Source organism: Bacteroides sp. (assembly GCA_036351255.1).
Taxonomy (GTDB): Bacteria; Bacteroidota; Bacteroidia; order Bacteroidales; family UBA7960; genus UBA7960.
In genome coordinates, this window is the sequence record JAZBOS010000109.1 from 43,205 (window position 1) to 67,828 (window position 24,624).

The following is a 24,624-nucleotide window of genomic DNA, read 5'->3' on the forward strand; positions in this document are numbered from 1 at the left end:
GATCAGGGCCTGAAACCCGATTGATTCAGGATCTTCTGGGCGTCATTCTCTCTGAATAAATCGATCAGCCCTTTATCCGGGTTCTTTTCCATATATTTTCTTACGATTTGCCATCCTATATAGGATGCCGTTCGCGGCGGAGCATTCCTCGAAAAAGGTGCCGTAAAAGGGGCATCCCCAAGAAATTTAATGATAATCTGCCGGTCACTCGAATAAAGCATTTCATTTTCCAGGAAATACGACCAGGCCCTGCCCATATTGTTTTGAAGCCAACCAAGCTGTTCACTGGTATAGGTCATTTTCAGCGTGTCGTGATGCTGGGGCAGCATGCAATCAAGAAAATACAGGATCTTGCCTTCATACACCATGAAATCCAGAAAGCGTTCGGGTAAGGCTGACATTTCTCCCAGCCGTCTTTCTCCCAGCAACTTCATCACATCAATGGCCACAAAGGCAGGCTGCATGCCAAAAGTCTGATAGGAAGGAACCCCGACTTTAGGATATAAATGATAATCCTTCCCAAGGTACATATCGAGCCCAATCACCAAACTGCCTTCAAAATCCTTTACCGGGTACTGATAATCCAACCCTGAAATATAGGTGAAAACGCTTGGGATTTGTTGTTCGGGGAAATGATAGCGGTAATAGCGAAATGCTTCCGTGAGTTCTCCTTCCAGGGTAACTACATCAGGCCAGACTTCTTCGGTGTCGAGATACAATTCACGGATTTGAGGATCGGTAATATAATCAAACAATTGCTGTTGTCCTTCCTCCGTTTCAATCTTTTCGCCCAGGAAAACAGCATACTGATCAATGAAAGGTTGAATTTCTTCCTTCAGGGCAAAGGGATTCAGGCTGAAGAGCATTTCCTCGTACCGGTTAATGGAAACCGGATCTATTTTGATCCCGGAAATATCAGCCTGGTAATGCGGCTTTTTGCCTGCTCCACCGCATGAAACAAAAACAACGGAAAAAAGGAAAAGGATCAAAATAAGGTTTTGGGTGTTTAAACGGATCTTCATAAGGAATCTTAATTTGGGGTTAAAACCAAAACTGGCTTTGCTTAAATCTCAAAAAATAAAAAATAATGGTTAATATTGTATTTAATTATAAATGCCAAAATTATGAAAAAAATACTGTTGTCGGTTATATTGCTTGCATTGTTAGCCCCTGCTGCTTTTTCATTGGATCCCAGCGGATTTCGTTTTGGTTTAAAGGCCTCTCCATCCATTGCCTGGATGCGTCCCGAAATCAGTAACTATACAAGCGATGGTTTACGCATTGGATTCGCCTATGGATTTGTTGGCGACATTCGCCTCGGTGACTTTTACGATTTCTCCACCGGCATAAGTATCAATATGGTGGGAGGAAAGTTGGTTTATCCTTACCAGCTTTCAGTCACCGAACAGGTGAATCTGTCCAGGACTTATAAGTTAAACTATCTTGAGATTCCCCTGACCATCAAAATGCATACCCAGGAGATCGGTTACCTGACCTATTATGGGCGATTTGGTTTTGGGTTTGGGGTTAATTTGCGCTCAAGAGCCAGCGACAGCTATGAATCCTCCGGCGACCAGATCACCATCGAACGCGAGGATATCAAAAGCGAAACCCGCCTCCTGCGCGGCTCTTTGATCGTGGGGTTAGGGGTCGAATATTCCCTTGGTGGAAGAACAGCCCTTGTTGGTGGCCTTACTTTCAACAACGGGTTTACCAATGTGTTGAAAGGGACCAATGATGTCATCGGCCGTAAACCCAGCGCCATCAACAACTTCCTTGAACTTACTTTTGGGATCATGTTCTAAACCTTTCTAAATGAAAATTGCCCTGGCCCAACTGGATTTTATCGTAGGGCATTTCGAGCATAACACCGGTTTAATGATTGACGCCCTTGCCAGGGCCCGTTCACAGGGCGCGGACCTGGTGGTGTTTACTGAACTGGCGATATGCGGATATCCCCCCCGCGATCTCCTCGAAATGGACCATTTCATTGATTTGTGCGAAGAAGGCGTCAGTAAAATAGCCAGCCAATGCCTCGGCATTGCTGCCATCATAGGTGCTCCCAGTCGCAATCCCCAGGCCTTTGGCAAGCGCTTGCTTAACTCTGCCTTCCTGTTGGCCGAGGGCGAGATCAGTGCCACTTACCATAAGGGTTTGCTTCCCACTTATGACGTTTTCGATGAGTACCGGTATTTTGAACCCGCTTCATCTTTTAAGACAATCAATTTCAAAGGGAAGAAGATTGCCTTGACCATTTGCGAGGACCTCTGGAACCTGGATGTGCATGCTTTGTATTCCATGACCCCAATGGATGTGCTGATTCGCGAGGAGCCCGATCTGATGATCAACATCTCAGCTTCCCCTTTTGCTTGGAGCCACCTGGCCGACCGCCACTATACATTCTCAGAAAACGCCCGCCAGTATGGTCTCCCGCTTTTTGTTGCCAATCAAATGGGTGGGCATGCCGAATTGCTCTTCGATGGGCAATCGGCTGTTTACAATCCCCAGGGAGGACTGGTGGGCCGCATCGATTCCTTTACTGAAGGTATACGTGTGTTCGACCTAGAGGATGTAATTAATAGCCAGGAGCAACCTGTCCCACTTAAGCTTAGCGAAGCCGAAAAAAACGAAGTAATTTATCAGGCACTGGTGTTTGGCATCCGGGCGTATTTTGGAAAATTGGGCCTGAAAAAAGCCATCCTTGGACTGTCGGGTGGACTCGACAGCGCTCTTACGCTGGTCCTTGCCGCTGATGCCCTGGGACCCGAAAACTGCCGTGCCGTATTACTCCCCGGGCCATACAGCACCGACCATTCCATCAATGATGCCGTTCAGCTGGCGCAAAACCTGGGTGTGCCCTTCGATATCATTCCCATCAATGAAACCTTCGGTGCCCTGCAACATTCTCTTGGCCCCTATTTCAAAGGAACTACCCCTGGGGTGGCTGAAGAAAACCTGCAGGCAAGGGCTAGAGCAGTCATACTGATGGGCCTGGCAAATAAGTTTGGGTATGTCCTGCTAAACACATCCAACAAGAGCGAAGCCGCTGTGGGTTACGGAACCCTTTATGGTGATATGTGCGGGGGACTCGCAGTAATAGGCGATATATACAAAACCGAAGCTTACAGCCTGTCGCAGTACATAAACTGCATCCAGGAAATTATCCCGGTCAATATCCTCAACAAACCTCCTTCGGCTGAACTCAAACCTGATCAGCGCGACACCGACTCCCTGCCTCCTTACGAGATCCTCGACGACATCCTTTTCAGCTACATTGAAAAGAAAATGTCGGCCGAAGCGATCGTTGCCGGCGGGCATCCTGAAGAGCTGGTAAAAAAAGTGCTGCGGATGGTCAACGCCAACGAATACAAGCGTCATCAAACCCCGCCCATTCTTAGGGTATCGAAAAAAGCCTTCGGATCAGGGCGCAAAATGCCTTTGGTGGCCCGATTCCCCGAATAGTATAATAACCATTGTTGTTGTCCCTTTTTCGGACATTCTTATACAGTTTCACTGAATTTTACGGGATTCAGGCAATAGAGCCCCCCCACATTCATTAATAGGATGAACGAATCTTTGTGAATATTGGGAATTGCTGGGAATAAACGCACGTGGTAGCATTGGAAAAAGCCTTCTGTTTAAATGTTATGCTGACCTTGCTGCAAACGAGGGATTAAATGATCGGGTAAAGGATATGCCAAACTGCGTAATGACCAAACCGTAAAAAATAGGCGGAAACAAAACCGTATTTTCGGATAAATAGCACAGTTACAAGGTTGAAAACCAGAACAGATACTGACAGCGGAATGGCCACCGGCCCCACTTGCTTAAGCACAGATACGCCGGGATTGGTCAGGGGCTCGAATAAGGCTATCAGGATACCAACGGTCCAAAATACAATACTTTCTGCTTTTCCCTTTAGGATTTTGGTTGAAACAAGGAATACCAGGATGGGAATCGGGATCAGATAATAAATAGTATTTACCAGTATGGCGCCCCCCGAATAAACAGGTATGGAGAAAGGAAATGCAATATGGATATTTTCCAAACCCATCGTTGCAGCTATTTCTGATGCTGCCCCGCTAAACAGGTCATACGTTGAGTGGATGACTCCCAATAGTAGCCCTGTAACGAAGGGAAGTGTGATTTTATAATTCAGGCCAACCCTGCCATCCCACAATTTCTTCAACCCGGTTAAATTCAGGAGATACACACTGAAAAATCCCAGGGAACCAATAATCCCGATAGCTTTCCAAGAGAATAGGGACTTTTGGCTTTGAAGCATTTCTACATCCGGCCACCAGGCTATAACATAGTGAACAGCAACCACTGCTGAAATAAGCAAACCAAAACACAAAAAATCGTTTCTTTTTTGAATTAACATGATTGAAAATTTTTTGTAAACAATCTATTGTCTTGAGTGTGCAAATAACGCGCCTCGATTTCTTTTCCTAATTTTTCAGAAAGGGTTCAGGGAACCAAACCAGATTGATGGTCTGACTTGATAAAATCCCATGACCTGTAAGGAGACCAGTCGGGTTCCCCAAACCACAAATGCATCCCGGTCACAGCAAGGTTTTCATCTCTTCTGAAAAACACCTGTCCTTCCATATCGACAATCTCAAGCGTGTCTTTTTTCGATGGGATGAGATACCATTTTAATCCTGCTCCTTCAAAATTTAAACCCAAGGAGTCTGAAGTGATTTGAATATTCAAACCATTCATTATATATTCGCCTGTATATCCTTTTATTTCATCTTCTGTTAGCTCAATAGTTTCAATATATTTTGGCTCCAGAATAGGCCATCCCAGGATGTTAGCCACCGACCTTTCAATTTCAGGCCAAAGTACCCAACCATTGGTTCCGTTAGTCATTACAACGACTGCTTGCCCTCTTTCAGGGAAAGCCAAAAAATGAGCATGCCAACCTGTGGTAGCGCCCCCATGGCTGAAGCGGAAGTTTTGCCCTTCACCCACTACTTTAAATCCAAAACCGTATTCCCAGAAAACCGGCTTCATGATTAAATGTAGCGTTTCAGGGTCTAATATTTTTGATTCTTGATGGGTGTATGCTTTCATCAAATCTATTAACAAATTCCCTAAATCCGTAGGTGTTGTCCAGAGCCCACCAGCTGCTGACTCCACATGGATGGGTCCATAATTGGGGATGTGCTCCTCTGTAAAATGCCCATATGCCGCATTTATTTTCTCAGCAGAGTCAAGGGGTGCATAATGACTGTTGGTCATATTTAAGGGGTTAAAAACATTTTCTTCCATGATCTTCGGAAAAGGTTTTTTGGTGACATCCTCCATGATCTTCTGCATGATCTGGTATCCCCCTCCGGAATACATAAATTTTGTCCCGGGTTCAGCTACAACTCTGACGGCATGGGAGTTGGCAGGAGGTCTTCCTTCAATAATTTCCAGCAAACCTGGTAAGGATTCTTCCGATGGGTACCCGGCAAAACCTCCAACATTTAAACCTGCAGAATGAGAGAGAATATTCCTCAGGGTAATTTTTTGCTCAAACGCTTCATGGGGCAACTGCCAGCCTTGCAACAACTGGTTGATATCTGTGTCGAGATCCAGTTCATTTTGGTGAACCAGGGTCATCGCCCCAACGGCTGCGACAGGTTTGCTCACGGATGCAGCCTGGAATAAAGTATTTTCATTTATCCTGGTAGTATCTCCCATCCGTTTCACCCCGAATGCGCCCGAATAAACGATTTGCATGCCGTCAACCACAACCAGGGAAACTGCAGGAACATTCCAGTATTCCATACGTTCCTCTAAATCATAGGTCACTTGCCTTTCGCTGGTATAAACCGCCGGCCTTAATCCGTGGATGATTTCATTCCCGAGGCCTTTGTTTTCATTGCCAGGGGTGCATGAAAAAAAAAGAATCACCATGAGTGAATTGAAAAAAAGCATTTTTAATTTCTTCATGATAGAATATGGGTTTGGTTTACATGTTATTCCCAAAATCCATTATCAATTGAAAGCCATATTATTAAGCTTCTGAAAACGAAAAGCTTAACTTAATATTTTACAACCGATATTGAAAAATTATATCATCTTTTTTTGTTAAACTTTTCAAATATAAGGATTTATAAAAAAACGGCAGGCATAGTTAAGGGGCTTTATTTCAATCGCTATTTCACCCTTATGGGGGAAAAGACATGGGCATTATTGAATTGTAAAAGCGAAGGAATGACAATAAAAAAACACCTCGTAGATAAAGCCATTTCTGAACCTCCAATGCGCACCCCTATATTTGTGCCAAATGGCTATATCTTAGGGTTGCCATAAGAATCTCCTTAAAAGGATTGGGTAAAACGTCCTGCTGTTTATGAGTCTTTCCTCCTGGCCTTTTGTCACTCCCGCTTTTCGGGAAACATTCCCAGGTTGTTCCCCGCCGAAATTTTCTTCTCCCTTTTCCAGCAGGGCAACCGTTCTTTTAGCTGCTGCCAGCCGGATTCTTTTATTTTTCACCTCTCACTTATTATTTCTCAACTCTTGTCTTTAATTATTCATTTTTTATTTTTAATTTTTCTTTTTCTATTCGACCATGCTCTTACCATGCTCGTGTTATGCTCGTGCCGGGCTCGGATAAGGCCTTGCCTGACACGACCAAAGCAGGACTTTGGTAGGATTGTGGTTGGGTTTTTTTAGCCTTTATCGCTGTAAATGGCCGGTGGGGGCGTGGCCGGGTAATAAAAAACCGTCCGCCGGGAAAGTCCGGCAGACGGTTTCAGGAATGGTTTTCAAAGGGTTTAGATGGCTTCCACCGACTTGATTTCGGGGATGGCCTTTTTCATGGCCTGTTCAACGCCGGCCTTGAGGGTCATGGTGCTCATGGGGCAGGAGCCGCAGGCGCCAAGCAGTTCAACGTTGACCACGTTGTCTTCGGTTAATTCAACAAAGCGAATATTTCCACCATCGGCCTCCAGGTAGGGGCGGATCTGGTCGATGACATTCTGTACTTTCTGGATGAGTTCAGCATTCTGATTTTGAGACATAGAGACTTATTTAAAGGTTGGACAAATTTTGACTGCAATATGCGGGGCTTTAAACGCCCACTTTTTCATTTCTTTTGGCGTTTGAGATGGAGATCTGCTGTGCCAGCTTCTCTGCCAGGCTGTCGAACCAGGGCTTCGAAATACTGTTGTCGAGCATCACCTCGGGTTTTCCCTGGTCGCCGGCTTCCCTGACGGATTGTATCAGGGGCACTTGTCCGAGGAAGGGCAGGTGCATGGCCTCGGCCATTTTCCTGCCGCCTTCGCGTCCAAAGATGTAATACTTGTTTTCGGGCAGTTCGGCGGGGGTGAACCAAGCCATGTTTTCGACCACGCCCAGCACGGGCACGTGGATATTGTCGTTGGAGAACATGCTGACGGCTTTGCGGGCATCGGCCAGGGCTACCTCCTGCGGGGTGGTGACGATGACGGCGCCTGTCAGGGGCACGGTCTGCACCAGCGAGAGGTGAATGTCGCCCGTACCGGGCGGCAGGTCCACGATCATATAATCGAGTTCGCCCCAGTCGGCATCGGTGAAGAGCTGCTTGAGGGCGCCCGAAGCCATGGGGCCCCGCCAGATCAGGGCGCGGGAGGCATCGACAAAAAAACCTATGGACAGGATGGATACCCCGTGTTTCTTCAGGGGGATGACCTTGGTATGCCCGTCGATCTCTACAGCCTGGAGCTGATCGTCGAGGGCATCGAACATCATGGGGATGGAAGGTCCGTAAATGTCGGCATCGAGCAGGGCCGTGCGGGCGCCGCTGCGGGCCAGGGTGATGGCCAGGTTGGCCGCAATGGTCGATTTCCCTACGCCGCCTTTGCCACTGGCAACGGCAATGATGTTTTTCACCCCTTTCAATAGGGTTTCTTCCTGCTTGCGGGTGCTGGTGACGTTGGAGGTCAAGTTGACCACCACTTCGGCATCCTTGCTGACCAGTTCGTGGACGGCGCGGATGCAAGCATTTTTGATGCTATCTTTCAGCGGGCAGGCAGGGGTGGTCAGAACCACTGAAAAACGAACCTGATTGCCCTCAATTTCAAGGTCGCGGATCATCCCAAGGCTTACCAGGTCCTTCTTTAAATCGGGTTCAATGACCTGTCCCAGGGCTTGCAATACTTGTTCGGTAGTGATGTTCACAATAGTGTTTATTTAGAATCGGTAAAAGTAATGCTTTTTTTGCTGACGGCAAGGAAAATGGCCAAGGAAAAAAGTATTTCAATACCTTAATTCCTTTGCAGGGTCCCAGAAGTGTTTCTGAAAATGAACGATCTGGTCGTCAACAACTTCAATCCCTTCCGATTCAAGGAGTTGTTGCATCAGTTGCGAACCCCCGAAATGGTGTTTTCCGGTGAGCATCCCCAGGCGGTTGACCACACGGTGGGCGGGAACATAATCCTTGCAATGGTGTGAGCCGTTCATAGCCCAGCCCACCATTCGTGCAGCCCCCGGACTACCCAGGTAAGCGGCAATGGCTCCATAGGAGGTGACGCGGCCGTGGGGGATACAGCGCACCACTTCGTAAACCTTTTCGAAAAAGGAGGGATCATCCATTGTCGGGCGGGGTTTTAAGCGAGAACCTCAGGTATTTGATGGGGATGCCTTCGGCCCTGAAGATGCTTTCGTAATGCGTTTGAATGGCTTTAATGAGGGGCTCGTCCACATTGCCCTTCTCATACAGATCGGCGGTGTGGTAATGCAGGGTATGCCCCAGTTCGTGTACCACCTCCAGGGTATATTCAAACAGTTCCCTGCTGTCGGTTTTCAGGTGGATAGGGCTTCCGGGCTTGAGGATGCCGGCATATCGATCGAGGAAACGGGGAGAGGTGAGCCGTTTTTTCTGGCGCGACTGTCGTGGCTGCGGGTCGGGGAAGGTAATCCAGATGCCGCTGATCTCATCAGGCCCGAAGAAGTAATTGATACGTTCGGCCTGTATGCGCAGAAAGGCGGCATTGGTGATGCCTTCCTGAAGGGCTTGATTGGCACCTTTCCAGATGCGCTCGCCCTTGATGTCGATGCCGATGAAATTCACTTCAGGGTATTTCCGGGCCAGGGCCAGGGTATATTCTCCCTTGCCGCATCCCATCTCAAATACAATGGGATGATCGTTTTTGAAAAAAGCCTCGTTCCAGCGCCCTTTATAAGGATGATCCTCGACGGGATAACGGTCATTCGGCTGAATCACATTTGCAAAGCTTCCGATCTCGGCAAAGCGCTTCAGTTTTTTCTTACCCACAACAGTACAAAAATGTTTTGTTCAGTTAATTACGATGCAGGATCCAGGCGTTGGGGTTGACCTCCTGTTGTACCCTGGGCAAAAGGGTTTCAGCTTGTGTCAGGTCGGTGAAGAAGGCGTAGCAAACCCGGTGGTAGCCCGTGTTGGTGGTCATAAATATCTGTGCCTGGCTGGCGCCTTTTCCCTGAAGTTCGTTGACCAGCTGGTTGGCTTGTGCTTCATCTTGGAAGGCTCCCACAACGATGAAATAGGTTTTTTGTCCGGGCGTAGGTTTTGCAGGGGCCTGCGCAGCGGCGGGCGCTGCGGTCGGCTGAGCCGCAGCCGGGGTTTCTTCGGGGGTCACCTCTTCAGCAGCAGGCGTTTCGGTGTCAGTTTCACTAACGGCAGCAGGGGCGGCCTGTTCAGTCTGTGCTTTCGGGGCCGGGGCCTTGCTCCGCTTGCCAAAAATAAAGTTCCAGTTAAAAGCCAGGATGATGATGACGACCAGGAAGGGGATGATGACCCAAGCCAGCCACTTGACGGCTTTGGGCAGATCCTGCCTGACAGGTTCGGGGCTGGCAGGATAGGCTGCAGCAGGTTCTTCCTCCCTTGATACGGGTTCCTCCACAGGTTTGGCAACAGGTTCTGCTATAGGTTCTTCCTTTACTTCTTCGGGCTCGGCTTCTTCGGGAGCAGCTTCGGCAGGGGCTTCGGCTTCCGGTATTTCTTCAGGCACAACCACGGGTGTAACCACCGGTGGCACAGTGGCCTTGGGCGGTTCGCTTATAGTATCAAGGCCAGCAGTATCTGCCAGGTAATTGATGCCCAAGTCAGGATCAAACGACAGATTGCCATCGGCATCATTGCTGAAAATACCCAGGCGGTCGAGCTGTACCTTTTGTCCCGACGACAGGGTTTCCTTGATCTCGCGGACAAAATTATCCACGTAATCCTTCACCTCGTTCAAATCCTTGAGTTCCTTGCCGGCGATATGGGCAATCAGCGGAGTCTCGCCTTCCTTTTTTTCGGCGTTGAAGGTAATTACCTTTTTGGGCGATTCAATTTTCTTCTCTTCCGGAATGAAACGGGCCGGAATGTATTTGGTTGAGAATTCCCCAAATCCCGGGAGTAAGACATATTCTTGATCAAAAAGCAGTTCGCTGATGTAGGTTCCGATTTTCATAGGTGTAATTTTTTTCCAGAAGATCTGCGTTTATTGTTTGAATTCATAAGCCTTGCCTGAGCCTCTTTGAGTCCTGTAAATTAATACATTGAGGAAACACGCCGGCACCATTTAACAGGTCTAAATTAAGAAAAACTATTTACAATATGTAGATTCTACGCAAAAAAGCGGGCAAAGTTACCCGGGTATTTTACAGCCACTGCGGCGGAATGCTTTCCAGGTCCTCCGGGGTGTCTATTCCGGGAGAAGCAAGGTCGGTTTCCATCACTTTGATGGGGAAGCCGTGTTGCAGCCATCGCAGTTGTTCGAGCGATTCGGCTTTTTCGAGTTCTCCGAAGGGCAGGCTGGCCAGTTTTTTCAGCACGCCCAGACGGTAGCCATACAGCCCTATATGCCTGAAGAAACGGTGGTGATTCAGCCACTCGTCGAGCTCTGCTCCCCGAATGAAGGGGATGGCCCAGCGACTGAAATACAGCGCCCGGAAGTTACGGTCGAAGACCACCTTGACGATGTTGGGGTTGAACAAATCGTCGGACTGGTTGATACGCTTCACCAGGGTGCCGATGAGGGTTTCAGGGTCGGAGAAGAGGGATGCAAGCAGTTCGATCTGCTCGGGCTGGATAAAAGGTTCATCGCCCTGGATATTGATCACCACATCGCCGTCGCCGATCTCCTGTTCGCCCGAAATAAGGGAAGTGGCTTCCAGGCAGCGGTCGGTGCCACTGCGGTGATTGCTGGCTGTCATTACCGCTTCACCAAATTGGAGCACGTGGTTCAGGATGCGCTCATCATCGGTGGCCACCACGACTTTATCGAACTGTTTGCACTGGATGGCCTGTTCATAGACCCTGCGGATCATCGACTTGTTGCCGATCATTGCCAGGGGCTTGCCCGGGAAGCGCGTGGAGGCGTAACGGGCCGGAATGATGCCGATGTATTTCATTCAGGTTTGGCTTAGAAAAGACCGTGGATCTCAGCGTCGATGCGCTGGATGATATGCCCCAGGTCATCGGGGTTTTCGCTGAACTTGATGGTGTCGACATTCACGACGAGCAGCTTGCCCAGGTCGTAGGTGGCGATCCAGTCCTCATAGAGGTCGTTAAGGCGTTTGAGGTAATCGAGGCGGATGGAACTTTCGTATTCCCTGCCTCTTTTCTGGATCTGACTCACCAGGGTTCCCACCCCGGCCTTGAGGTAAATGAGCAGGTCGGGGGGCTTGATGAAGGAACTCATCAGCTCGAACAGGCTTTTGTAATTCTCGAAGTCGCGCGACGACATCAGGCCCATGGCGTGAAGGTTGGGGGCGAAGATCCGGGCGTCTTCGTATATGGTACGGTCCTGGATGACCGTTTTGTCGCCACCCCGTATCTCTACGATTTGCCGGAAACGGCTGTTGAGGAAATAGATCTGCAAGTTGAACGACCACCGCTGCATATCCTCATAGAAGTTATTCAGGTAAGGGTTGGTGTCCACATCTTCGTAGTGGGCTTCCCAGCCGTAGTGCTTCGAAAGCAATCCGGCCAAAGTGGTCTTCCCTGATCCGATGTTTCCGGCAATGGCAATGTGCATAATATACTATTTTCTGAGGTTAAACACTAAAACAGCCTGCCGGCTGCCCTGAATATTTTTATTTCATGGTCGGTCTGAATGAAAACTTTCCGGCCCATAAGTAAGCCTGAACGGATTCGTGTTTCAGGTAACAAAAATAATCTTTCCTCCTGAAGCACAAAATCAAAAACCACCATTTCTTTTTCAGAAAACCAGATGAGCTGATTTCCCATCACCTGAAAACGTTCAACGCCCCGGAGGGGCATGAGGGAGAGGAAATTGCCAAAGGCGTCGAAAACGGCTATGCCCTGGTCGGGCTGGCTGACATAGACCTTTCCCTCGCTTTCCGTCATAAACACCGGAGATTGAAAACTCGGGAGGATCTCAAAAAATGGCAGGCTTTGAGCTTCGGGGCGCAAGGCCTGGCTGAATCGCCGAAGGCGGCCGCTTTGGGGCATAAAGACCCAGAAACCGCCTTGGGCAGAGCTGCAAATGATTTTAGGAAGTTCCTGTGAAAGGACCGGGCCGGATTCTGGATGGGGCTTTTCAGCCAGGTTGCGATCGAGCCACAGGACTTGCTGAAAGTCGGGGTGAAACACAAGGATGTTGAGGGGGTCGGTGGCATCGATGCTTTGGATGCGTCCGTAGCCTGGGTTTGAATAATGCCATTGTTCGGTTCTTGCCGCGTTGTATTTGGTCATTCCATCGTGGGTGGCGCAATACAGGTTGCCAATGGGGTCGACGGTAAAGAAATGGCAGGAGATAGAAAGCGTGTCTTCCGGAGTGAATATCGGCTGTGCTTTCGTTCCTGAGTTAAGGAGCGTAAGAAAACCCAGGAAAAGGGTACTCAGAAATAAGGGAAGATGCTTCACTCCTGAATGAATTTTAGGATCTCGTCCACATATTTGCGTTCGTTGTAGAGACGGGGCACCTTGTTTTGCCCGCCCATCTTACCCTTCGATTTCAGCCAGCGAAAGAAGGTTTCATGGGGCACCTTGTGCACCATCGGGATCTTGAGCATCAGGTCGGCGCTTCGCTTGGCCTCGTAGTCAGAGTTGAGGCTTTGCAGCTCCTTGTCTAGTACGTGGGTAAACTTGTCCAGGTCATCGGGCTCCACCTCAAACTCAATAAGGTATTCGTGGGCCGCGGTGCCCTCGTCACTCAGGTAAATGGGTGCTGCGGTGTATTCGGTAATGATGGCTCCGGTGGCCTTGCAGGCGGCTTCGAGGGCTTTGTCGGTATTGTCGACAATCACCTCTTCGCCGAAAGCATTGATGAAGTTTTTTGTGCGTCCACTGATGCGGATCCGGTAGGGCGATAAACTGGTAAAGCGGATGGTGTCCCCAATCAGGTAACGCCACAAACCCCCGTTGGTGGTGATGACCAGGGCATAATTGGTCTGGGTATCCACTTGTTCAAGTGTCAGTACCTTTGGATCGGATTTGCCCAACTCGTCCATGGGGATGAATTCGTAGAAGATGCCGTAGTCGAGCATTAGCAGCATTTCGTTGGAGCAAGCCTTGTCCTGTATGCCAAAAAAGCCCTCAGAGGCATTGTAGGTTTCAAGATAATACATCCGTTTTGAGGGGATTAGCTTTTCAAATTGTTCGCGGTAGGGGATGAAGCTGACGCCTCCGTGGTTGAACAACTCAAGGTTGGGCCATATTTCGAGGATGTTGTTGCGGCCGGTGATTTCAAGGATCCTTTTCAGCAACACCAGGTTCCACGAGGGCACCCCGCTGATGCTGGTGACGTTCTCCTTGATGGTGGCGTTGGCGATTTTGTCGAGTTTGATCTCCCAGTCATCGAGCAAGGCTAAAGAGAGGTCAGGGGTTCGGAAGAATTCACCCCAGAAGGGGAAGTTCTGCAACAGGATGGCCGAGAGATCGCCAAAATAGGCTCGGTTATTGAACTCGCTGACCTTGTGGCTGCCGCCCAGCACCAGGCCTTTGCCGTTGAACACCTGGTTCTGCGGACGGTTCTGACAATAGAGGGCCATCACGTCTCTGCCCCCTTTCATATGGCAATCCTCGAGGGACTCATCGCTTACGGGGATGAATTTGCTCTTGTCGCTGGTGGTGCCGCTCGATTTGGCAAACCAACGGATCTCGCTAGGCCAGATCAGGTTGTTCTCGCCCTTGCGCAGACGCTCAATAAAGGGTTTGACCCCCTCATAGTCCTGAATGGGCACACGCGATTTGAAATCCTGATAATTGCGGATGCTCGCGTAATCATAATTGCGTCCCCATTCGGTATCTTCAGAAAAGGTGACGAGTTTCATGAGCTGATCTTCCTGGACATCGTAAGGATAATCCATGAAGTATTCAATCTGCGGGATTCTTTTTTTCAGGTACCAGGAAATGACGGTGTTTAAAAAGGGCATGGGATTCGATTTCTTTAATGGAGGCTAACGTGCAAAAATACGGATTTAGGACAAAACTTTTGAGGGACAGTCTTTTTTACCGGATATTTTGTTTTCTGGCGTATTCATATTGCAAGCATTCGGGGTAAAAGTTTTATATTTGATCGGCAACAACAAATTTCATTAATGAAAGTCCCTATGGATTATAATAATGAATTTTTCTTTGATCCATCCAGGTCTTTAAAGGATTATCCAACGGATTTTAAGGGTCCTTATGAAAGGAAAAAGGAAGCGCGGGAGGATTTTGAAAAAGGCCTTGAGCGCTTGCGGGCATTGCAGGATAAGCTTTATGCCCATAACCGGCACGGGGTGCTGATCATTTTACAGGCCCTGGATGCTGCAGGAAAGGATGGCACCATCAAGCACGTGATGAGCGGGGTAAATCCCCAGGGATGCCAGGTGAAAAGCTTCAAGACGCCATCGGGCGAAGAACTTGACCACGACTTTATGTGGCGTTGCTTCAAGGCATTGCCAGAAAGGGGTAACATCGGCATCTTCAACCGTTCGTATTATGAGGAAGTGCTTGCCGTAAGGGTGCATCCAGAGTTTTTGCTGCAGCAAAATCTTCCGGGCCTGGAAAGTGTCGATCAGGCTGACCAGGCCTTTTGGGAAACACGATTTAAAGATATCTCCAATTTCGAAAGGTATTTCTCGAACAATGGCTTCCTGGTGCTGAAGTTTTTCCTACATGTGTCGCGTAAGGAACAGAAGGAGCGATTCCTCGACCGCATCAATGAGCCTGCAAAAAACTGGAAGTTTACGATGGGCGATGTGTCCGAGCGACAATATTTTGAAAAGTACCTGGAGGCTTTTGAAGACATGCTGAAACATACCAGCAAGGATTTTGCCCCCTGGTATGTGATCCCGGCCGACAGGAAATGGTTTATGCGTCTGGCTGTTTGTGAAATCCTCGTGAATCACCTGGAAAAACTCGACCTGAAATACCCGGATGCAGGTCCGGACCATCTGAAGGACATTGAAAAGGCCCGTGTCATTTTGGAAAACGAAAACAAGTAAATACTAAGCCCTGTTGACTATCGTTTTAATTTAATACACCAGCAATCCTTGAAGTTTTTAAAGCGCATAGCCGGTTTTGAGGTTTATTCCAGTAAGCAGCGGTGGAAGTTGTTCCTGCTCGTATTTGCCGCGGCCATTGTGGGTGTATCCCTTTACTATACCGATGTGCTAGTGAGAAAGATTGCCGAGGATGAGCGGCAAAAGGTGGTGCTGTGGGCAGATGCGGTAGAGCGGAGGGCGAACCTGGTGAGCTACACAGAGGAATTTTTCGGGAAGATCCAGGCTGAAGAACGCAAGCGGGTGGAGCTGTGGAACATGGCCAACCAGCGGATCATGGAGCTGCCCATTAATGCCAACATCGACAATCTTTACCTTGAGATCATCCAGTCGAATACCAACATTCCGGTGCTGGTCACCGATCATCAGGGGAATGTGCTAAACTACCGGAATCTGGATCCCCGTTTCGGCAATCCAGAGGTGCTAACCGATGAACTGCGCGAGTATTTTTCTGTTTATCCACCCATTCCAATCACAGCTCACAACGTCCCCGGCATTGAAACACAATATCTTTTCTATCAGGACTCGCACGTGTTTACCGAATTGCGCAGCCTGATGGAAGACCTGATCGACTCGTTCATATCGGAGATCGTAGTCAACTCGGCCAGTGTTCCTGTAATTATTGTTGACAGCACCAGTTCACGAATCATTGCAGCCGGAAATATTGAACAGCCGCCGGCCGAAGATACCCTTCGCGTGAATGAGGTCATTGAATCGCTTACCGGGAGGAACCCATCCATTACCATCCAGCTGCCGACCTATGGCACATGCCACGTCCACTATGCAAACTCATTCCTGCTTACCCAGTTGAGATATTATCCCTTAGCCCAATTCCTGATCATTGGGATTTTTTTACTGGCGGCCTACATCCTTTTTAGCACGGCCCGCAATGCTGAGCAAAACCAGGTTTGGGTGGGGATGTCGAAGGAGACCGCACATCAGCTGGGCACACCACTTTCTTCCCTGGTGGGCTGGATTGAAATCCTTAAGATGAAGGGGGTGGATAAAGCCACCATCAAAGAGATCACAAAAGATGTAAAAAGACTGGAAAACATCACTGAAAGGTTTTCAAAGATTGGTTCCCCAGCTAAGCTGGTACCGGTGAATATTATTGACACCACCCGCGGGGCGGTGGAATATATGAAAAACAGAACCTCAAAGAAGGTGGCTTTTAAAATCCTGTCTTCTGACAAGGAAGTTATGGTGCCGCTCAATACCAACCTGTATGAGTGGGTGATTGAAAACATTTGCAAAAATGCAGTGGATGCTATGGATGGCGTGGGCAGCCTGACCATTGAGATTGAGGACCAGCCCAGAAATGTGGTGATTGATATCACTGATACCGGTAAGGGTATTGTGGCATCGAAGCACAAAACGATCTTTAATCCCGGCTATACAAGCAAGCAAAGAGGCTGGGGCCTCGGGCTTTCACTGAGCAAGCGCATCATCGAAAACTATCACAAGGGCAAGTTGTTTGTGAAACGATCGGAGATCAATAAAGGCACTACCTTTCGCATTATTCTCAACAAATAGCTGAGAAAAGCAATTTTTCATGACAAAGGTTTCATGAGGCATGGTTTTTGTTTTTTTCAAAATGTGAAAACCTTCCAAGGTTTTTTGCCAGTATTTTCCCAATTTTGTGCATCAAAAACAAAGCCATGAAACACAGGTTACCTCTCATTGTCTTGCTTGTCATTAGCTTTGCTACTTTAGGTTTCCATTATCTGAGCGTAGAACGCATCATGATGGAGATGGAAAGCCAGAGCCTTCACCGGGGTAAGCGCGCAGATGTGCAGGCCAGTTTATTTTACCAGTCGCTTGATGGTCGTCTGGTTACCCGTTACACCCAACCCGTTGAACAGGTGATGATTACCAACAACAAGGGTGAGCTGGCCATCTTCAACGAACAGGACTATACCGTTTACCGGACCCAAAGTCTGGAGTACAGCTCGGAAAACAACCTTATTTATTTCTTTCTCCAGGGAAAAACCAGTGACCTGGGCTTGCAGCAAATGGGGTTTCAGCTGATGGATACCCGCTTTGAGGATGGGATGGTGGTCACGCAGTGGTTTCCTCCTTCAGGCCTGTACCATCTATTCAGCCAGATCGAACTGGTGCACGAAAACTACCTGCCCATCTATACCGGATATTACGATACAGACAAAAAACTGGTGAAGAAAGTGTATTATACCGATTACCGGCAGTTTCCCGAGATCACTCTGCCGATGACCATTACCGAGTTTAATTACCTGCCCGGTGGCGATTCCATTGTTAATCGCGTGAAGTTCTCTGAGGTGCAGATCAACCAGCGCGCCGTGAGCCCTTGGTTTAACTTTTCCATACCCCATGATGCAAAGATCCTTGAATAAAAACATACGCTGGTGCTTTTGGCTGTTTGTGGCCTTGCTGCTTACTAGCCAGGGGAGCTTCGGTCAGGCAGCCCTTTCTGATTTGGAGTTGCTTGAAGCCAGTGTTGCCACTGTCGTTGGTCACGATGACCACCAGCATGTGGATTTGCTGGAGACCCGCTCGGGTTCCTGGCTAGCCCGGTACAACCCCTTTTCGCTCACTTTCACTGGTCTGATGTTTGTCTACCAGCGTTATGTTTCGCCCCAGTTGCCTTCAGAGTGCCTGTACGAAACTTCCTGTTCGCATTTCAGCAAAAATCTGATCCGTGAGTACGGCCTGATGAGGGGGGTGTTTTTTACCGCCGACCGGCTTACCCGCTGCAACCGTGTGGCAGCCCTTGATGTGCACCCCCTGGTGATTGGAGAACAATCGGGAAAAATTCGTGAATCCGTTCAAATTTATCGTCTGGAAGAATGACACGTGCCTGGTTGATGATCTTTTCCCTTCTAATTTCATGGCCTTCCGTGGCACAAAAACCTGTCAGGCAGGAACTGGATTTTGTCCGTCACCTGATGAGCCGCAACGAATTCAGGGAAAGCCTTTCCCTGCTTGAAGGGCTCAAGCCTGAAGAGCCCATGCTGATTGACTCTGTTAATTATTTTAAAGGATGGATCCTTTATCAGCAAAAACAACTTAAACCTTCGGCTGACTTTCTTCTGGCTGTTTCTCCTGAAAGCCCGTTGTTTAATAAATCCCGTTTTTTTGCATCCTACAACCTGGGGCATTCAGGGTTTTATCTGCAGGCCGATTCCGTTTTGCAGGAATTGGTTTTTGAAACGGGATCAGTAGAGGGAGCCCTACTGAATTTTGAAAAGGGAGGAGTTGCCTTGCTGATGAGAGATTATGAAGCGTTTGATCAATATGCAGCCAGTTTTTCAGGATCTTATAATGCCTTTGCCCTGCAGGAGAAAAGCCTGGTCGAGCTTAGCGGGCAACTCAGGGATTTTCCGCGCAGGTCTCCTGCACTTGCTGGAGCCCTCTCGGCGGTAATTCCAGGACTGGGGAAAGTGTATTCCGGGAAAAAGGCTGAGGGAATCGCTTCCTTTCTATATGTGGGGGCCATGGCACTGACAACGTTTGATTTCTACCGCAGGCTTGGTCCGAAAAACGTTTTTTTTATCCTTTCGGCTGCAACAACGGGGGTTTTTTATGTGGGCAACGTCTGGGGCAGCGCCATAGCCGCAGGCAGACAACGAAACGAGTTTAATTATGAAATGGATCAGCGCATATTATTCGATATGCATATTCCTTTGCGCAATATTTTCAGGTAGGGGAGAGGCCCTGGCACAGGAGCAGGCATTTCAAGCGGGTGACAGTTTGTATTCCGCTGGCCGTTTTTTTGAAGCTGCCATTGCCTACGAACGGGAATTTTTCCTTTCGCAGGAAGCTGTGGTTCGGGCAGAGGCAAGTCTTCGCAAAAGCAGGGCGCTGAAACAACAGGGCGAATATTTCAGAGCTGTGATGGACCTGCAGCGCTCGCTGCCTTATGCCCCGGGAGATTCGCTGCGCCGCGAGATGCTTTATGAAATGGCTGTTTGCTCGTACCTGTCAGGGGTATACTCACAGGCATACTCACTGCTTCAGCAATATGAAGTTCAGTATCCCAATGCAAACCATTCGGAAGCCTTTTCCCTCTTAAAAGGTATGGTATTGGTTAAAATGAGAAACTGGGATCAACTAAATGATTACTTGCTGGGAATTTCCCGGTCACAACATCCATCAGACGGTCGGGACAGCCTTTTGAAGGCCATGCAAACCCTGCTGCTGAAAGAGCATCGGCCGGTGGAGCGCGATCCGGAAAAAGCCCGCCTGCTTTCTACCTTCTTGCCGGGAACAGGGCATTTTTTTGCAGGGAACCCAGGGGCAGGAATACTCAACGGTTTCTCCCAGCTGGCCTCTCTGGGTGTAGCGGTTTTATTGGGTTACAACCAAATGTACATCAGTGGTGTGATCGTCGGGCTGGGGATGTTTCAGTCGTTTTATTTCGGTGGGATTCGTCAGGCCGGCGAACTGACAGAGGAAAGAAATATCCTTACCATGCAGGCTTACCAGGAAACCCTTTTGGCAATGCTGCTGGAACTCTATCAATCTGCACCCAATGAACCTTAAGAAAAAGGAGAACCCTCAATGGAATTACAGGGGAATAATTTTCCTTTTTTTCTTCTTGTTTTTTGCAACAGGGCGGGCAGAGGGTGAGAGAACCCTTCAGCCCTCGGTTGACCTGTACATGGAACAAACCATGAAAGCCTTGTATGCATTCAATTTTGAGCAAGCCAATACTTTGTCGACCGAAATGATTCTGCGCTTTCCCAATAACTACCTCTCGCATTTTACCCGGTCTCAGTATCTGTGGTGGATGATTATTACCCATCCCCAAAACCCACGGCTAGAGGAAGCATATTACCAAAGCCTGAAAAGGTCGCTTTCAGCCATTAAGCCCCTGATCAATGAAAACCATTCTTATGCACATATTTTCTATTTTATAAATATTTACGCGATGCAGGCCAGGTTGTTCCTTGACAAAAAGGAATACCTGCGAACCATCTTCAGTCTGAAAAGTTGCATTGACCAAATTGAAGCATCCATAGGCAAGGAAGAGGTTTACCTGCCTTTTAACCTTAGTTCGGGGATGTACAATTACATGCTTGAATATGCTCGTCAGAAATACCCCTTCCTGGCCCTTTACACCCTGTTGTATCCCCGGGGAGACAGGGAACTTGGGCTTGAACAACTTCACACCGCCGCCCGCAGCGATCATTTTATCTGGCGGACTGAGGCCGGTTACCTGTTGATGAGGATTTATCTGGACTTGGAGCAGCAGCCTGAAAAAGCCTTACCCCTGTTGAGGGCGTTGCTGGAAGAATATCCTTCAAACCTCATCTTCCGTCAGCATTTCGTTAAGATCCTTGAGCGAATGGGGGAACAGGTTAAAGCCGGGGAAGAAAAAGCGGCCCTAACCAGGGCAACACGCATGGCCAATGAACTTAGCGAGGCTCAGCGCCATCATCTGCTGAGTGTGTTTGGGGAATAAAAAAACCGGCTTCCCCAATTGACCGTATATGCAGTCGGGAAAGCCGGCCTTGCGTGGCAGATCAATTACCACATAAAGAACTTGGGATTGTCAATGTATTTGCTGATATCGTCCTCGATGACGCCGATTAGCAGGACAATCCAGTCAACGAAGGCAATGATGCCGCATCCGCCAAGGGTCAGGATATACCCAATGATTACCCCAGTGGTTGTACCCAGGTAAGCGCGGTGAATTCCAAGGGGGCCAAGAAACCATGCCAGGACAAAAGCAACGGCAGGGGTCTTCTCACTCATGTAAAGAGTGCTTCCCTGGTCGCCGCTGACGTTGAGGGGCGACAGGGTATTCATGTTCAGGTAGTCCACTTGCTCTGCCTGGGCAAACATGTTGTCCACAGCAGCCTGGTCAAGCCGGTACATATTGGCTTCAGCCTGCACCGCAACAATACCTCCCAGGAAAACAACAAGAATGAGGAACAATTTTTTCATACAATTCAAAATTTGGTGATTGACATGATTGGGTTAATTAAGAAAACAAATATATGAATTTAAAAATTATTCTTGCAAAAAAGAATGGCGAAAATTAAAAAAAACCCATTAACAAATGATTAGTTCCTGCCATAAAATATTTTTTGCCAGGAATTAATTTCACTAAATTGGATTTGGAATATCGAACCTTTTGGTTATCAGGAAATTTGGAACCACTCCCGGCCGGGTTTCGACCCTTGGCAAGCATGTATCCGGATCAAAAATAAAACGTAGATAAAACGAATTTTAAACGTAGTTCAGACGTAGTTCAGACGTGCACACACGTCTGAACTACGTGTTAACTACGTGTTAACTACGTGTTAACTACGTCTGAACTCTGATTCTGACAAGTCCCTTCAGTGGTTTTGAATCTCCTCTTTTTCTTTCTTTTTTCAGTTGAAAAGGTAAGGGAATGCCATAGCCTCCTTGCTGGCCTTGGCAATAGGAAAGAAGATGCCGGGTATTTTTTTAAAGGAGGGCTTTCGGGTAATAAAAACAAGAGGCCGTTTCTTGATCGGGAAACGGCCTCCAATAATAAAATCCTGATGGATTATTTTTCTTTGCGGAAGCAGAGGAACCAGTCGAGGCAATACTTATTCTCATCTTGGCTTTCCATGCGTTCTTTGGCAGCGCCGCAGGAACCCGGGGTAGGGATGATCACGTCATCACCGGGCTGCCAGTTGGCGGGGGTGGCAATTTGTTCCTTGTCGGCTTTCTGAAGGGCAATGATCATGCGCTTGATCTCGTCCATGTTGCGGCCCATTGAGAGGGGATAATACAGGATGGCGCGCACCTTGGCTTCGGGGTCCATGATAAATACGGCACGGACAGCCTGGGTGGTGCTGGCACTGGGCTGAAGCATGCCAAAAGCCTTGGCCACTTCCATTTTCAGGTCCTCGATGACGGGGAAGAGGACCTCAACGTTCTTCATGCCTTTGTATTCGATCTTTTCCTTGATGGTGCGCAGCCAGGCAATGTGAGCATAGATGCTGTCGATCGAAAGGCCGATGAGTTCGGTGTTGAGTTTTTTGAAGTCTTCCTGCATGCTTGCGAAGGTCATGAACTCGGTGGTGCAAACCGGGGTAAAGTCGGCCGGATGGCTGAAAAGAATAACCCATTTCCCTTTGTAATCTTGGGGGAAATTAATTTCGCCCTGAGTTGTTTTGGCTTTGAATGAAGGGGCTACTTCGCCAATCAAGGGCATTCTTGTTACTTCCTGCATTGGTGTGTTTTGATCCATTTTAAGAATTTTTAAAGGTTAATATTATTTGTCTGATAAATTCAGACGAGGATTAAATTATTGAAGTCAAATTTATTTGGTTTATTCTAAATTGTCAAGTTTATTTAGTCTTAATTTAATTAAGATAGCGTATATATAACTTTTCTAAACAATGTTTTGTTCATTGCCAGTAATAAGGTTTGATGCAGGATTCAGGGCATCTGAAGCTTGTGGTTTGGTAATCAGAGGGTGGGGTAAAAGGCATCCTCAATGTGGTGGACCTGGAAATTCTCGCCTTTGAATAAAACGCTGATGATATCGAAGCGAACTTCGAGATCCAGGTCATTCTTTTCAAGGTATTGGTTGGCAGCAGCGATGAGTAATTTTTGTTTGCTGCGGCTGACAAATTCTTCGGGTTCGCCAAAAAATGCTGTTTTGCGGGATTTAACTTCCACAATCACCAAAAGGTCATCTTTTCGGGCAATGATGTCGATTTCCTTATGCCCTGCCTGCCAATTGGTTTCAAGAACGGCATAGCCTTTCTGCTGGAGGTGCTTGAGGGCGATGGCTTCGCCCTGTTTTCCTGTGAGGTGTGATTCGGCCATGGGATAAAAACTTTTGAGCCCCGGGATGCTTTTACTCTTGCTCGAACAACTCAAACTCAAAATATTCCATGATGGGATTGGCGAGGAGTTTTTTGCATGCTGTTTCCACCTTTTGGTGTGCGTCCTGGTGATCAGCAGCCTCCACTTCGAGGGTGATATGCTTACCCATCCTGACATTGTTGATTTCGGGAAGCCCCAGGTTTTTCATGCTTTTGGTGATGGTTTTTCCCTGGGGGTCGAGCAAGGCTTTCAGGGGCATTACGTTAATTTCGGCGCGGAATATCATGTTATTGGTTTTTTGGCGGATTGGGATTATGTTATCTTGTTTGGGCTGCAAATAACAGCGACAAAATTAGGTAAAAAATTACTATCAGGGCTACGGCCTGGAGACCGAAAATCAGCAGAGAGAGCAGTATCAGTCCGATAAAGATATACCTGACGCGGTTCTCCTTCCATTGGAAATTTTTGATTTTTAAGGAGAACATAGGAATGGGCGATACCATCAGGTATGAAAACAGGGCCAGGAAGATTAGCAGCCAGGGCCAACTCTGGGTTATGGCTTCGACGGTACGTAAGATAATACCCTGGCGATTGGCAAATGCCAAGACGAAAGGCATTGAAGCGAAAAAAGCGGCATTGGCAGGGGTGGGCAATCCAATGAAGCCACTGGTTTGTCGGGTGTCGATGTTAAAGATGGCCAGGCGCAGGCCAGCAAAAACGGCTAGAAAAAAGGCGGCAAAAGGCAAAACATTTTGCAGGGCTGGGGGGTTAATAGTTTGAACCGCCTGTTGGAGGTAATGAAACAAAATGCCTGCAGGAGCCATGCCAAAGCTCACCAAATCGGCCAGGCTGTCGAGTTGCTGCCCCAGTTCAGACCTGGCGTTGAGAATACGGGCCAGCAGGCCGTCAGCAAAATCGAGCACAGCGCAGATGCCAATCAGGACAGCGGCATAATGTGGTTGGCCCAAAATGGCCAGGACCATGGCTACAGCCCCCAAAAACAGGTTCATCAGGGTGACTGCATTTGGAAAATGTTTCATTTTGTTTATAAGATTAAAAATATTTTTGGTTCAAATTTCGGTTTCATGGATCAATCAGCATTTGACAAAGCCAGCTTAAAGGAGAAAGTATACATTCTACTGGAGCAGGGTCGTGAGATCTCGTCCAGACAATTCCTTTATTACAATATTAAGTTATATATACTGCACGAATTTTTTGCTGAAATCTGGTATGTCCCATCCTCCAATAAGATCGATAAAGTGGAAACCCTGATTATGGATGAGGTGCTGCACATTTATCGCAATGATTTCGACATTTCCTCCCTGCTAAAGTAAACAGTTTTTCGGCCTTTGGCTTGCTTCCCGGCAAACTTTTTTG

The 24,624-nt window shown here is 48.0% G+C and carries 27 protein-coding genes; 10 read left to right on the top strand and 17 right to left on the bottom strand.

Annotation, left to right across the window (positions count from 1 at the left end):
• Positions 1 to 2: 2 nt before the first annotated feature.
• Positions 3 to 1,022, bottom strand: coding sequence for a hypothetical protein (locus V2I46_10710; GenBank protein ID MEE4177971.1), 1,020 nt, complete (start codon positions 1,020 to 1,022; stop codon positions 3 to 5).
• A gap of 102 nt (positions 1,023 to 1,124) precedes the next feature.
• On the opposite strand from V2I46_10710, the gene V2I46_10715 reads away from it, so the two are divergent.
• Both V2I46_10715 and V2I46_10720 read left to right on the top strand, forming a co-directional pair.
• A complete protein-coding gene (locus V2I46_10715) occupies positions 1,125 to 1,805 on the top strand; it encodes a porin family protein (protein MEE4177972.1) in 681 nt (226 codons plus the stop codon).
• A 10-nt stretch (positions 1,806 to 1,815) separates the two neighbouring features.
• Complete coding sequence (locus tag V2I46_10720; protein MEE4177973.1) at positions 1,816 to 3,462, top strand: NAD+ synthase; 1,647 nt, start codon at positions 1,816 to 1,818, stop codon at positions 3,460 to 3,462.
• 211 nt (positions 3,463 to 3,673) lie between these two features.
• Here the strand turns inward: V2I46_10720 and V2I46_10725 are convergent, their stop codons facing one another.
• The 11 genes from V2I46_10725 to V2I46_10775 all read right to left on the bottom strand — a co-directional run bounded on the left by V2I46_10725 (position 3,674) and on the right by V2I46_10775 (position 14,346).
• Entirely contained in the window at positions 3,674 to 4,384 is a 711-nt protein-coding gene (locus V2I46_10725; GenBank protein MEE4177974.1) for a hypothetical protein, read from the bottom strand.
• A gap of 86 nt (positions 4,385 to 4,470) precedes the next feature.
• On the bottom strand, positions 4,471 to 5,946 hold the full coding sequence (locus V2I46_10730; protein MEE4177975.1) for a serine hydrolase domain-containing protein: 1,476 nt from the start codon (positions 5,944 to 5,946) through the stop codon (positions 4,471 to 4,473).
• A gap of 827 nt (positions 5,947 to 6,773) precedes the next feature.
• Entirely contained in the window at positions 6,774 to 7,019 is a 246-nt protein-coding gene (locus V2I46_10735) for a NifU family protein (protein MEE4177976.1), read from the bottom strand.
• A 49-nt stretch (positions 7,020 to 7,068) separates the two neighbouring features.
• Positions 7,069 to 8,157, bottom strand: a complete 1,089-nt coding sequence (locus V2I46_10740) for an Mrp/NBP35 family ATP-binding protein (GenBank protein ID MEE4177977.1) — start codon at positions 8,155 to 8,157, stop codon at positions 7,069 to 7,071.
• A 78-nt stretch (positions 8,158 to 8,235) separates the two neighbouring features.
• Positions 8,236 to 8,571 (bottom strand): MGMT family protein, encoded by a 336-nt coding sequence (locus V2I46_10745; GenBank protein MEE4177978.1) that lies wholly within the window; start codon positions 8,569 to 8,571, stop codon positions 8,236 to 8,238.
• Positions 8,564 to 9,253 carry a tRNA (guanosine(46)-N7)-methyltransferase TrmB gene (gene trmB / locus V2I46_10750; GenBank protein ID MEE4177979.1) on the bottom strand — a complete coding sequence of 230 codons (690 nt, stop codon included), beginning with the start codon at positions 9,251 to 9,253 and terminating at the stop codon, positions 8,564 to 8,566. The genes V2I46_10745 and trmB overlap by 8 nt, the downstream gene beginning before the upstream one ends.
• 25 nt (positions 9,254 to 9,278) lie before the next feature.
• Positions 9,279 to 10,415 carry an SPOR domain-containing protein gene (locus V2I46_10755; GenBank protein ID MEE4177980.1) on the bottom strand — a complete coding sequence of 379 codons (1,137 nt, stop codon included), beginning with the start codon at positions 10,413 to 10,415 and terminating at the stop codon, positions 9,279 to 9,281.
• A gap of 190 nt (positions 10,416 to 10,605) precedes the next feature.
• The gene (gene kdsB / locus V2I46_10760) at positions 10,606 to 11,358 is read right to left on the bottom strand and encodes a 3-deoxy-manno-octulosonate cytidylyltransferase (GenBank protein ID MEE4177981.1); all 753 of its coding nucleotides are present in this window, start codon (positions 11,356 to 11,358) and stop codon (positions 10,606 to 10,608) included.
• 11 nt (positions 11,359 to 11,369) lie between these two features.
• On the bottom strand, positions 11,370 to 11,984 hold the full coding sequence (locus V2I46_10765) for a deoxynucleoside kinase (protein ID MEE4177982.1): 615 nt from the start codon (positions 11,982 to 11,984) through the stop codon (positions 11,370 to 11,372).
• Positions 11,985 to 12,010: 26 nt separating this feature from the next.
• On the bottom strand, positions 12,011 to 12,835 hold the full coding sequence (locus tag V2I46_10770; protein MEE4177983.1) for a hypothetical protein: 825 nt from the start codon (positions 12,833 to 12,835) through the stop codon (positions 12,011 to 12,013).
• The gene (locus V2I46_10775) at positions 12,832 to 14,346 is read right to left on the bottom strand and encodes a GH3 auxin-responsive promoter family protein (GenBank protein ID MEE4177984.1); all 1,515 of its coding nucleotides are present in this window, start codon (positions 14,344 to 14,346) and stop codon (positions 12,832 to 12,834) included. Before V2I46_10775 ends, V2I46_10770 begins: the two co-directional genes overlap by 4 nt.
• 177 nt (positions 14,347 to 14,523) lie before the next feature.
• Here V2I46_10775 and V2I46_10780 point away from each other — a divergent pair, with 177 nt between their 5' ends.
• The 7 genes from V2I46_10780 (at position 14,524) to V2I46_10810 (ending at position 20,899) form a co-directional block, all read left to right on the top strand.
• Positions 14,524 to 15,402, top strand: a complete 879-nt coding sequence (locus tag V2I46_10780; protein MEE4177985.1) for a polyphosphate kinase 2 family protein — start codon at positions 14,524 to 14,526, stop codon at positions 15,400 to 15,402.
• Between the two features lie 48 nt (positions 15,403 to 15,450).
• A complete protein-coding gene (locus tag V2I46_10785; protein MEE4177986.1) occupies positions 15,451 to 16,992 on the top strand; it encodes a HAMP domain-containing sensor histidine kinase in 1,542 nt (513 codons plus the stop codon).
• 125 nt (positions 16,993 to 17,117) lie between these two features.
• Positions 17,118 to 17,828 carry a hypothetical protein gene (locus V2I46_10790; protein MEE4177987.1) on the top strand — a complete coding sequence of 237 codons (711 nt, stop codon included), beginning with the start codon at positions 17,118 to 17,120 and terminating at the stop codon, positions 17,826 to 17,828.
• Positions 17,821 to 18,285 carry a membrane protein insertion efficiency factor YidD gene (gene yidD, locus V2I46_10795; GenBank protein MEE4177988.1) on the top strand — a complete coding sequence of 155 codons (465 nt, stop codon included), beginning with the start codon at positions 17,821 to 17,823 and terminating at the stop codon, positions 18,283 to 18,285. Before V2I46_10790 ends, yidD begins: the two co-directional genes overlap by 8 nt.
• Positions 18,282 to 19,139 (top strand): hypothetical protein, encoded by an 858-nt coding sequence (locus V2I46_10800; GenBank protein ID MEE4177989.1) that lies wholly within the window; start codon positions 18,282 to 18,284, stop codon positions 19,137 to 19,139. Before yidD ends, V2I46_10800 begins: the two co-directional genes overlap by 4 nt.
• Positions 19,078 to 19,977 carry a hypothetical protein gene (locus V2I46_10805; protein MEE4177990.1) on the top strand — a complete coding sequence of 300 codons (900 nt, stop codon included), beginning with the start codon at positions 19,078 to 19,080 and terminating at the stop codon, positions 19,975 to 19,977. The genes V2I46_10800 and V2I46_10805 overlap by 62 nt, the downstream gene beginning before the upstream one ends.
• Positions 19,967 to 20,899 (top strand): hypothetical protein, encoded by a 933-nt coding sequence (locus V2I46_10810; GenBank protein ID MEE4177991.1) that lies wholly within the window; start codon positions 19,967 to 19,969, stop codon positions 20,897 to 20,899. Before V2I46_10805 ends, V2I46_10810 begins: the two co-directional genes overlap by 11 nt.
• A 65-nt stretch (positions 20,900 to 20,964) precedes the next feature.
• Here V2I46_10810 and V2I46_10815 read toward each other — a convergent pair whose 3' ends face one another.
• The 5 genes from V2I46_10815 to V2I46_10835 all read right to left on the bottom strand — a co-directional run bounded on the left by V2I46_10815 (position 20,965) and on the right by V2I46_10835 (position 24,287).
• On the bottom strand, positions 20,965 to 21,384 hold the full coding sequence (locus tag V2I46_10815; protein MEE4177992.1) for a TM2 domain-containing protein: 420 nt from the start codon (positions 21,382 to 21,384) through the stop codon (positions 20,965 to 20,967).
• 589 nt (positions 21,385 to 21,973) lie between these two features.
• A complete protein-coding gene (locus tag V2I46_10820; protein MEE4177993.1) occupies positions 21,974 to 22,663 on the bottom strand; it encodes a peroxiredoxin in 690 nt (229 codons plus the stop codon).
• 221 nt (positions 22,664 to 22,884) lie between these two features.
• Positions 22,885 to 23,247: a YraN family protein gene (locus tag V2I46_10825; GenBank protein ID MEE4177994.1), complete on the bottom strand. Its 363-nt coding sequence runs from the start codon at positions 23,245 to 23,247 to the stop codon at positions 22,885 to 22,887.
• A gap of 31 nt (positions 23,248 to 23,278) precedes the next feature.
• Positions 23,279 to 23,533, bottom strand: coding sequence for a phosphoribosylformylglycinamidine synthase subunit PurS (purS, locus tag V2I46_10830; protein MEE4177995.1), 255 nt, complete (start codon positions 23,531 to 23,533; stop codon positions 23,279 to 23,281).
• A gap of 31 nt (positions 23,534 to 23,564) precedes the next feature.
• Positions 23,565 to 24,287 (bottom strand): CDP-alcohol phosphatidyltransferase family protein, encoded by a 723-nt coding sequence (locus V2I46_10835; protein MEE4177996.1) that lies wholly within the window; start codon positions 24,285 to 24,287, stop codon positions 23,565 to 23,567.
• 45 nt (positions 24,288 to 24,332) lie between these two features.
• On the opposite strand from V2I46_10835, the gene V2I46_10840 reads away from it, so the two are divergent.
• Positions 24,333 to 24,581 (top strand): hypothetical protein, encoded by a 249-nt coding sequence (locus tag V2I46_10840; GenBank protein MEE4177997.1) that lies wholly within the window; start codon positions 24,333 to 24,335, stop codon positions 24,579 to 24,581.
• Positions 24,582 to 24,624 lie beyond the last annotated feature (43 nt).